Raw genomic sequence first — 12,395 nt, 5'->3', positions numbered from 1 at the left:
TTTCATAATAAAGTCCTCCTGTTTTTAGTTTATCATAAAAAGATTTTTTTATTTACAGACTTTTTATCACAGGCTCAGAAATGATGGAAACTATTCTGTAAACATAATTATTGAAAAAAGAAATCTTAAATAATTTTAAATCTAAAAAAACTTAGCTCAAAAAAAGGGCTAATTTTTTTATTTTATAAAATTTGAAAAAAAATATCAGAAGAGTGGCGTTAATATGAAAAAATGGACACAATTATCTTGATTGTATTTTAAAATTAAATCTGTTATAATAATAATGAAATTATTATTATTTATTATGTTTATAAAAATTTACTAAAAGCTTTGCTATATATATTTCTGATAAAATATGATCAGAAATTAAAAAATCATATAATAAAATTTCACTTAGAAGTAATCGGAGCTTTAAAAGTTTAACAGAAGAATATAAACTAGGAAATTGATAATAAGGTAATGCAGTTATTGTAAGATTCTATAATAAATTAAAAGTATATTTTTAATTTATACTCATTTGTCGATTATGAAGATGTCTGTATAATTATTAGTAATTATTGTAGCAATTTTAATTAGACACAACACAACTCTTCAATAAATATATTAATATATGATAAATTCTATAAGAAATCTCCGAAACAATCTCATTCGTTTGTATTAAGCCAAGCAAACAAAAATTATATTTACATTTTATCCATAAAAAATAAATATAATTTAATGTAGAATGGAGAGATGAGAGATGAGAGATAGTAAAAAAATTCTTTTATTTACGTTGGCGCTCAGCACGTTGTTATTGGCACAAGCCAGTACTGATAACATACCTTCAAATGATTATAATAAATTACAAGACACAATGACAGAGAATTTTAATTTTGGAGTGTCAAATAATAAAAATTATGATCTTATTGAAAAATCTTTAAGAGTTAGGAATAAAGAATTAAAAGATCTATATAGACAAGGGGACTATATTGTAAAACCAGAATATTTAGAATGGCAGGTATTTTTTACAGGTTTTTATGAAAATAAACATAGAGGAGGAAACTCTAATAATAAGCCGTATCAGCCAATTACACCAATAAAAGATACAAAAATAGAACCTGAACCTCGAAAAGGAATTGTGACAAAAATTTTAAAAGTATCAAAGAAAGCAACAGTTCAATATAAAAGCTCAATAGAGGTTATTGAAAATGTACCATATGAAATAAAATTAGAAGCGCCCACTACTGTTGGATTTCCTGAAATAAATATTGGGGATTTTACACCTGTAACAGTTAATCTGACTACACCTAGAATTCCAGAGACAATTGATGTAAATGTAACAGCATCTTCACCTGTAGTAATAGTAGGGACGCCACAAGTAAATAAATTTATCATTTTAACACCACAGGGGCCGGAAATACAGGCGCCATTAGTTAATGATATACCAATTATAAAAACTCCTATAACACCTCAAGTACCAACAGTATTAGCAAATGAATTTACCCCAGTTACTTTTAATATAACACCACCAGCATTATCTAGCCCTCCAGTTTTTAATATTAAGCTAGGGTCATTTTGTAATTACATGATTCCAAATTGTACTGGTGGAACAGATGGAGGAGGACTATCTGGAAATCCCATGTCTTTCGGAGATAATGGTACTAACTATAATATAGCATTAGGATCTACTACTGGAAGATTAGGAGGAACTACATTAACAGCTAATACTCCGGCAATTAGATATTCATGGGGTACTTCAAAAGCGTTTAATTCTACTTTATTAAAAGTATATTTTGATTATGGATCGCAAAGTGCTGGTGGATCTGCTATATTAACATCAGATTTAACAATTGATTCTATAAACACTTTGACAACTGCGCAAAAAGTAACAGAAAATGCGGCTGGAAGAACTTGGAATACACAAGGGTTTTTAGTAGGAGGGTCTAGAATAGCAACTTTAGATAATGCTGTAAATGCCTCACTTATAAATAATGGAACAGTTAATTTAATTGGTCCATTGGTAGTGGGTTTTGAAGTGCAGAGTGATCTAAATGGAAGTGGGAAAAGAGAATTAATAAATAGAAAAACAATAACAGATGCAGGAGAAACTACTTCAACAGCATTAAATACAGTATTACCCCTAAATACAACTGTGAATCTAGCTTTACCAGCTTATGCAGGTGGTGGAACAGTGGCAGTGACAAGAAATCCTGCTGGATTTACAGGTTATAAAGTAGGAATTATACTAACTTTTGAAGATAATGATGCAAGGCCAGCAAGTAGCTATTTATTAACAAATGAAGCTACTGGATTAATAGATTTTAAAGGTGAAAAATCAATAGGTATACAAGTTTATGCTCCTGGTTCAGAAAATATTCCTGCAAGAGTTTTAAATCAAGGAACTATTAATATAGGTGGTATAGAAAGTTATGGATTAAAACTTTCATCTAGAGTGGCTCAAACAGGTATGGTATTTAACAATACAGGAACAATAAATGTTTCTGGAGTTAATGTAGCTGGGAATTCTAGATCATCTGGAATGGCAATCATAGAGGATACTGGACTTACAGGAAATAGTTCTATAAGAGCATATACAGGAGTAGCAGCAAATACAGGAACAATAAATGTTTCTGGAGGAGCAGGAAACTCAGGAATGATTTTAAAAGTAACTGCTAGTGATAATATAACAAATACAGGAACAATAAATGTAAGCGGCACTTCCAATTTAGGTATGAGAGTAGACTATGGGACTGTAGCTGCTGGTGGGAATGGAACACCTACAGCAATAAATACAGGAACAATAAATGTTAACGGCACTTCAGATTTAGGTATTATAGCAAATGGATTTAGTACTACTGTACTAAGAGCAACAGGAACTAATAGTGGAATTATACAAGTGGTAGGAAATAATTCAGCTGGACTATTTTCTATAAATGGAGGAAACGTAGTAAATACAGCAACGGCGACAAAGCAAATATCAGTAACTGGAACAAATTCTATAGGAATGGTTGTAGTAGATGCTACATCAACAGGAACAAATTCTGGAATAATAAATGTATCAGGAAACAGTTCAGCAGGAGTTTATAATATAGGAACATTCACTATGACAGCAGGAAGTATAACAGCATCAACACCAAGCAGTATTGGGGTATATGCAAAAACTGCATCTAATACAAATTTAAACGGAGGAACTATAACAGTAAGCGGCGGTTCTACAGCACTGTATTCTGAAAATGCTGCCACAATAAAATTACTAAATCCAACAATAATAAATGTAAATGATAAAAGTTTGATGTTTTATAGAAGTGGAACAGGAGCACTATCAGGAACAGCAAATGCTAATATAAATAATGGAGGAACAGCATTCTATATAACAGGTGGAAATACTCCAAATATTTCTAGTTTAGTAACAACTGGAAATTTAGCTTTGAATATGGCAACAGGATCGACTTTAGTTGGTTGGGATCAGCCAACAGGAATACTTAGCCTAAATGCTTTATCAAGTGTATTAGGTACTACAGCAGTGACAAATACAACAATAAATGATCTAAGCGGTGGAACATATAGATATTTTGTAATAAATAAATCAAATGTTTTAGTAGATAGAAATACAACATTAACTGGAACAGGAAGTCAGTATTTTCCAAGAGTAAACTTTGTATCTTCATCAATTCAAGTTGGAAATGGATTTACTATAACTGGAATAGGAAGTAATCAGATAGGTATAGCTCAAAGAAATTATACTGGAAGTGCAGGAGTAGGAGCAATAGTATTAAATAATAGCGGTACTATTAGCTTAAGTGGAAGTGTCTCTACAGGAATTGCAGGAGATTTTGCAACAATAACAAATACAGGAACAATAACAACATCAGGAGATAAATCAACTGGAATATTTGGTGCAAATAGTTCAGTTATATCAAATACAGGGACAATAAATGTAGGAACTACAGGAACAGGTAATTCAGGGATAGGAATATATGGGACAAATAAATTTGATGCCGCCACTGTGGCTTATGGAACAGGAACTGTTAATATAACAAATACAGGAAATATACTTTATAATGGAGCAGCTGCCTCATCAGGAGTTGGAATATATGTAGATAATAATAATTTGTTAACAGATGCAACAATAACATTAAATACACCATCAAATATAGATATGTCAGCGTCAAGTGCAGGAGTTGGGATTTTTACAGGTAAAGCAATTGTAAATATAAATGGAGGAGTAATAAATGCAGGTACTTCAACAGGTATTTATGCTATTGGAGGAAGTCAGATAAATGCAAGTTCTGGAAGTATTAAAATAGGTACTGGAGGAGTAGGAGTATATTTAGCTGGAAATAGCCAATATAATGAAACTGGAGCCCAAATAGGAAAATTCGTTATTACAGGTGATGGAGCATCGTTATTAAGTTTGGAACCGGGATCAATATTTAGTCTTAGTGCATCAAATATTGATAATACAACAAGTATGGTTGGAACTTCGTATAAGTTTATTTTAGGAAGTATAGGTAAAGTTGCGTATACTAGCAGTACAACAACAAATATAGGAAGTACAGAAAATGCAACTATATTTGGAACTACAGGAGGAGTAATATCACTGACTTCTACATCTAATTTATTTTCAAATGGGGCTAATACAGTAGGTGTAGGTGTAAGCGGCCCTAAAGATTCCACAGTATCGTATATAGTTGGCCCATATGAAGTGACAAATGCAGGGAAAATAACTTTAAACGGGGATAAATCTACAGCAATATATGTAAAAGGCGGAGCAAAAGCTTTAAATAGTGCTGGAGTGAATATGATTAGTGTTGGAACAAACTCAGCAGGAATGTATGCAGAAGGTTTGGATTCTGTGGCACAAAACAATGGTAATATTGTGATATCAACAGGTTCAGTAGGTTTATACTCTTCAGCTGTAAAAAGTATATTAGTAGAAGCAGGAGTAATAAATAATGGACAAATAAAAGCTAAAGAAATAACACCTGGAGTTTTTGCAACTGATGTAACAGGAATATATGTAACATTAGGCAATGAAGGATATCAAAAAGGCGGAACAATACAATTTTCAGGAGATGGTTCTACAGGAATCTTTAATGAAGGAAATTTTAAAATGTCAGGCGGAATATTAACTTTAGGTTCTCTTGGAGGAGTGGCAGTTTATTCAAAAGGCGCAGGATCAAATACAGAAATATCAAATGGAACAATAAATGTAAGTGATGGTTCAGTGGCTTTATATGCAGATGGTTCTACAATAACTGTATCAGGAGGAGCATTTGATATAGGAACAGAAGGTTTACTTATGTATAATTATCCTTCTGGTGGAATAGGAACAGAAGGTCAGTTAAAGATAATAAATACACCTACTGCTACAATACATAATAGAGGAATGGCATTTTATGTAGAGGGTCAAGATTTAACAGGAATATCTGGTGTATTAAATAGTCTAGTATCTAATAGTAGTACAGGAACTATGTTTTTAGATATGGAAAATGGTTCAAGTTTGTTAAGATGGAATAAACCAATAAATACATTAACTTTATCTGGTATTCCATCAATTGGAATAGTAAATGGAATTGATTATACTACAAATACAGCTCCAGGAACAGACTATAAAAAATATTCTATAAATCTTGGAGATTTGATAATAGATGAAAATGTAGCTTTGACATTTTTAGGTAATGCTTATAATGGTATAGAAATGTCTAGATCAAAAGTGACATTAACAAATGGGTATACAATTACAGATTCTCTTGATGGTCAGGTTGCTATGGCACAAACTAATTATAAAAGAGTTACACCAGCAGTTACAGACATAAATGATATAGTAGTAGCAAATAATGGAACTATAAACCTAACTAAAAATCAAGCAACAGGAATGGCTGCTGATTATGGATTAATAAATAATAATGCTTCTGGAATATTAAGTTTAAGCGGAGAAAATTCAGTGGGAATATTGGCTGCTAATGGTTCAATAGTAACAAATAATGGAACTATCAATGTATCAGGAAAAGAAACAGTAGGAATTTATGCTAGAAACTATTTTGATGGAACTGCAACTACAAGTTCAGGACTTCTAGGTTATGGTGATGACTCTATAAATGTGACTCACAATGGTATAATGCAGTTATTACCAGCAGGAACATTAAATGCAGAAGTATATGGTATATATCTGGATAATAATGGAGTTGTAGCTAATAATAAGTCTAATTTAACTTTAGATGCAGCATCTGAAATTATAATAGGTGATAATAATACAGCTTCAACAAATAGAAGTATAGGTATTTCATTAATAAATTCTACACTAAATAGTGCTGGTAAAATAGAAGTAGGAGTAAATGGATTAGGTGTCTATGCTAAAAATAGTACTCTTACAGGAGCAGGTGGAGTAAGAAAATTAGGAGAAAATTCAGTAGGGTATTATTTTGATGAGGTAGTAGATTCAGCTTTACAAATTGGAAGTGTAGAAATCAATGGAGCTGGATCAGCAGTATATAAAATAAGTGATTATATATCATCTGGAATAAATATTTTTGATACAGGAAATATAGAATTAACAAGTACAAGTGGAGGAACATTCATAGTAGGGATGATAGGACAAAATAGAAGTGTTATACTAAATGATGAGATTATAATAAAAAAGGCATTAAACAATATATTGAAAGGAATAATTATAAGTACAGACAGTGCTTCTTTATTATTTGACACAGGTTTTAAGATAACTTCAGAAGAAGATGGAATAATAGGAATAGGTACTAAAGGGAAGTATACAGGAGCTACTTGGGCAGATTTAACAAATCCAGGTTATGATATTGTATTTAATGGAGAAATTAATTTAAAAGATGATTCAGTAGGAATATACTCAGGAGAAGGAACAGGTATTTTAAATAATACGGCAGGAGTAATTAAAATAGGAGCTAATTCAATAGGAATTTATTCAACAGATACAATTACAGCAAGTACGATTTTAAATAAAGGGCTGATACAAATAACTGGAGTTGAATCAACAGGATTAAGAGCTGATGGTTTATCAATTATTACAAATACAGGAACCATAGAATCACAACAAGATGTTTTAGGGAATTATCCTACTGATGTTCAAGGAATTATAATAACAAATGGAGCTACAGGAAATAATAGTGGAACAATTACATTAAATGGAGACAGATCAGTAGGAATTTATAATAACAATGGAATAGTAAATATAACGGGAGGAAATGTATCAGTAAATGCTAATCAAAGTGTAGGGGTTTACAGTAAGGGGAATTTATCAAATACACTTGTAAATGGTGGAATAGTGGAAGCTCGAGGATCAGCAGTAGCTTTATATGCTGAAGACTCAACTATTAATTTAGATAATGGAGCAACAATTAAAGCAAATGATAATGGAATATTATTTTATACATCATTTACTGGGGCGACTCCAACAGGATATTTTAACTTAGTGTCAGGTACAGTACAAGCCGAAATAGGGGCAGGAGGAACAGGATTTTATCAAAAAGGAGATAGTTCTGATGCAGGGATACAAACTTTCTTAAATAGTATATTTACTGGAACAGGAACTTTAAATGTAAAACTAACAGATCAAAGTGCAAGATTATTTGTAATAGAATCAACTGGAGGAACAACTAATTTAAGTAGTTTAGTACCAGGATCTTTAACAATGTTAACAGGAACAAAAGTTAGTGTAGACCCAGCCTCTGTTACATCATTTAGTACTTTCCTTATAAATAAGGGTGAATTAATTATAGATCAAAATGTTGACTTGGATAATGCTAATAATGCTTACAATAATTCAGAATTTACTTCATCAAAAATAACTGTGTTACCGGGAATTATAATGACAGGATCATTAGATAATGAAAGAGTAATAGCTCAAAAGAACTTTGCAGGTGGTGTTAGATCAGACATAGTTCTGAATAATTCAGGAGGAGTAATAAACTTATCAGGAGAAAACTCTGTTGCTATAGTTGCAGATTATGGAGAAATTACTAACTCTGGAATAATAACAATATCAGGAGAAAACTCTATAGCATTATTAGGTGCAAATGGCTCAAAAGTAGAGAATAAAGGTACAATAGATATAAATTCTCCAGGAGTAGGGATTTATGGAGTTAATCTACTTGGAGCAGCACCAGCTTATGGAGATAAAAAAATAGAGATAGTTAATAACGGAGCAGTAACATCTGTTGTAGCTTCTGGAAAATCATTTGGAATATTAGCAGCCAATGCTGATACAGCAATATTGAAAGCAGATTCTATAGTTACATTAGGGACATCTTCATTAATAGACATGTCAGCATCTACAGAGGGAGTTGGAGTTTTCGCAAACAGATCTACATTAACAGTAGATGGCGGAATAAAGGTAGGCGAAAATGGCATAGGGATATACGGAGAAAATACTGAAGTAGGAATAAATTCATTGGCATTAGATCTTGTTGGAAATAATGCAGCAGGATTATATCTAGCAGGAAATGAGAATTTAACAGTAACTGGAAATGTAGAAGTGAATGTAAGTGGAACAAATGCAGCGATTTTCTATTTTGATTCAACAGGAAGTATAACAGGATTAGGAGAAAATTTAAGAATACAAAGTATAGCACCAGGAGCATCATTTATTTTAGGTTTATTCCAAACAGCACAATTTAACTTTACTAATTCATTTATTAATGTAGTAGAGCTAGGTACTAACAATGTTACTGCAATTACAGGAGAAAATTCAGTGGTAAGGTTTGGTACAAATGTGACTGTAAATGGAACAGGAGAAGGGCAGACAGGAATAGCAGTTGATGGATTAACTTCTTCAACAGTGCCTTTTATAATAGGATATGCAGGTTATGAAGTAGTGAATGAAGGGCAGATAAACCTACAAAGAAGTTCAACGGGAATATATGCTAAAAATGGTGCAAGAGCATATAATTCAGGAATAATAAATGTGGGAGATAATGCTACTGGAATTAGTGTAAAAGACAGTGGCTCAAAAATAACAAATTATGGAGACGTTACAGTAGGAAAAGGTTCAGATGCTCTTTATATAAAAGATGGAGATACAGTGTCTAACTTTGGAAATTTAAACGCTATAAAGATAGATGTAATCGGAATTCATTCAGATAATTTAACAGGAAGTATAGACAATGCTGGAACAATAACACTTTTAGGAGATAGATCAGTAGGTATATATACAGGTGGAGCTGGAATACAAGTAATTAATAATACTGGTACTATAACGGTAGGAAATTCTACAAGTATTTTAGACTCAAGCGCAGGTATATACTATGATAATGTTGTAGCAGGGATAATAAATTCTAATAATATAATAGCAGGAAACCAATCAGTAGGAATTTATAATGCAGGAAGTACAGTAAACCAAAACGGCCTTTTAAAAATTGGGAACCAAGCAATAGGAATATATTTTGATGGAGGGACAGCTACATTTAGCCCAAGTAGCCAATTAGAAATGGGAGATAAATCAGTAGGTGTTTATGGACTATCAACAGGAACAGTGAATGTAAATTCTAATAACGATGTATTAATAGGAAAAGAATCATTTGGTTTTGTTTTAACTAAAGGCGGGACATTTAATAATACTTCTACAGGAAAAGTACAAATGATAGGTGATTCGACATATATATATACATCAGGAGCAGCAAATATCTTTAATACTTCTGATATGATAATGAATGGTGACAATAATAGCGGATTTGTTGTTATTGGAGGTAATGTAGCAAATAATGGAAATGTAATTGGAACAACAGGAGTAGGAAATGTAGGGATATATTTAGAAGATGGAGCAGTAGTAAATAATGGAAATATGGATTTAGGAGATTCGATGGTATTGTATAATTCAGACGGAACTGTGGATACTACAAATAGTAACTATTCTGTAGGAATATATGGAGTTAATTCAACTATTTCAAATAGTTCTGCTTCTACAATAAGAGTAGGTAAAGATGGTGCTGGAATATATGGTGATAGTTCACAAAAGAACATGGCAAATCAACCTACAATGACAAATGATGGAACTATTTTATCAAATTCATCAGGAGCATTCGGAATGTACTCTGTTAATATGAATACAATAAATAATGGCTTAATAGAGTTAACGGGAGATGATTCGACAGGAATAGTTGTACAAAATTCTAAAGTGACAAATAATGGTACAATAATAACGAGAGGTGACAATTCATCAGGAATTCGTGCACTGACAGGTTCTATAATTGATAATAATGGAAGTATACAAATTTATGGAGCAAATAGTACAGGATTATTAACAACATCTGGAACAGTAATATTAAATAGTGGAAATATTTATATTGATCCATCAGTTTCATCTACATCAAATGCAACAAAAGTAGATATTTTAACAAGTAGTTTTGTAAAACCAATACTAAGAACTTCTGGTTTAGTGGTTGTAAATGATAATTTCAGATTAGAAGGTTTGGATTTAATTATAACTCCAGATCCTACAAGATTACAAATGGGAAAGGCAGTAGGACCTGATAATGAAGAACATGATTTTATTATATATTCTTCAGCTCAACCGTATTTTCAGTCAAACAGCCTAGCTATAATAGATCCTATAATAGTAGTACCTACATATACACTAGGGACAACTGCAAATACATACAAAATAGAAAATGTAATATTAACAAGCAGCGGTCAAATAACAACACCAACAGGAAGCTTACTAATGAAAAGCGGCTCACTAACTTGGGATATTACACCAGTGAAGAACTTAAAAGGTGGGTATGATATTTATGCTCAAAGAAAAGATTATAATTTATACACAGGTGGATCATGGTATGAAGGATTTGGAAAAACATTAGAAGACAATTATCTAACTGGTAATGGTAAAGATGAAAAAAGTCAGATTTATGATAAAATAGATCAAATAACTAATGAAGAATCTTTTAGAAAAAATATTTCAAGCTTAGCAGGAGATGTTTATGCGAATATAAATCAAAGAGAAAAAACTATATCTGATATATTTAATAACTCATTGGAACTGCTAAAAAATTCAAAAAATAATACAAAAGAAAATGTAAAAATAAATGTAATTGTTGGAAAAGGGACAGTAAAAGAAAATACAAGCGGTGTTCTTGACTATGATTATGAAACATCAGGAGTGTTTGCTATCAGAGAAGTGGAAAGAACATACGGACATACATTTGGGTATTCATTAGGATATGCTCATACAAGCTTTGAATTCAATGACGGAAATGACAGTGAAGAATGGGTAGACACAATTCAGTTGGGTGTGCATAATAAATATAAGTCAGGAGACTGGATATTAACAAATGACCTCCTTGGAAGAGTAAGTAATCATAATATTGATAGAAATATAGACTGGGATGTATCAGGAAGATCGGAAATGAACGGAAACTTCCAGACTTACAGTATTAAATCAGATAATCTTTTCGGAAGAGAGATTGGGATAACTAAAAACAGCAATATAACTCCTTATGCCGGTTTGGAAATAATGTATGTAATGAGACCTACATTTGAAGAGGATGGACTGGAAAGATTAAAAGTAAAGGGAAGTGATGCATGGAGTGTAAAACCAAAAGCAGGAATAAAGCTTGATGGTTCTATACCTTTAGGAACTAAATCAGCATGGAAACTAAAAGGTATCCTGGATTTAGCATATGAATATGAATTAGGAGATCTAAACGAAAGAGAAAAAGCAAGATTAGTATCAGTAGAAGACGGATACCACAACCTTGCGAAACCCGAGGATGAGGCTGGAATACTAAAAACGAGAATAGAGATAGGAACAGAGCAGGATAATAGATATGGTTTTTTCTTAACAGGTGAATATTCAGCAGGAAGCCAAAATCAAGAAGATTTCAGAGTCGGAGTATCTCTAAAAGCAGTATTTTAATTATCTTATAGGGGTAGGTGCGTTTTTTTGAAAACATATCACCAAATATGCTTTTTCATCAATAAAATAGAGGCTTTCAGTCATTGACTGTCAGTCTCTATTTTTAGGGGTCGTAATTGGGGTAGTCCCAGCATCGGTGCCACCAGGTGCAAACATAAAAAAATACGCTAGTATTTACAGTGCTTCTAGCGTAGTTTTATATTTTTGTAAAGGCCAAGCTCCGTTTTTTTCCCGAAAACCCTACATTTAAAAATAAAGCCTTAGAAAATTACTTCTAAGACTTTATTTTTAATGGTCGTAATCCATCTTCACTTATTATTTTTTCTTCTTCAAAAACATATTTTCCCAAGAAATTTACATGGCCGCTTCCAAGAGGGCTAACTCTCTTGAACTGATCTGGAATGGCAACAAAAATTTAGACAGTTTTTTTAAGTTTGTTTTTCAAAAATTCTATAGGGCTTAAATATCCTAATGTAGAATGAATTCTATGTTTGTTAAACCAATTGATGTAGTCTGCTAATTCCACTTCTAATTC

The 12,395-nt window shown here is 32.1% G+C and carries 2 protein-coding genes; one reads left to right on the top strand and one right to left on the bottom strand.

The window, feature by feature from the left end; genetic code table 11:
- The first annotated feature begins 739 nt into the window (after positions 1-739).
- On the top strand, positions 740-11,860 hold the full coding sequence (locus NK213_RS17310; protein WP_253351490.1) for a hypothetical protein: 11,121 nt from the start codon (positions 740-742) through the stop codon (positions 11,858-11,860).
- Between the two features lie 415 nt (positions 11,861-12,275).
- Here NK213_RS17310 and NK213_RS17305 read toward each other — a convergent pair.
- A partial coding sequence (locus tag NK213_RS17305) for an IS3 family transposase (protein WP_253351492.1) occupies positions 12,276-12,395 on the bottom strand: 120 nt, incomplete at its 5' end.

This window comes from Sebaldella sp. S0638 (assembly GCF_024158605.1).
Classification (GTDB): domain Bacteria; phylum Fusobacteriota; class Fusobacteriia; order Fusobacteriales; family Leptotrichiaceae; genus Sebaldella.
The sequence above is the reverse complement of the archived record's forward strand: the minus strand, read 5'-3'. Positions and strand labels throughout refer to the sequence as shown.

Coding starts and splice junctions, on each gene's coding strand:
- NK213_RS17310 (WP_253351490.1), top strand. CDS start 740: ATGAGAGATAGTAAAAAAATTCTTTTATTTACGTTGGCGCTCAGCACG.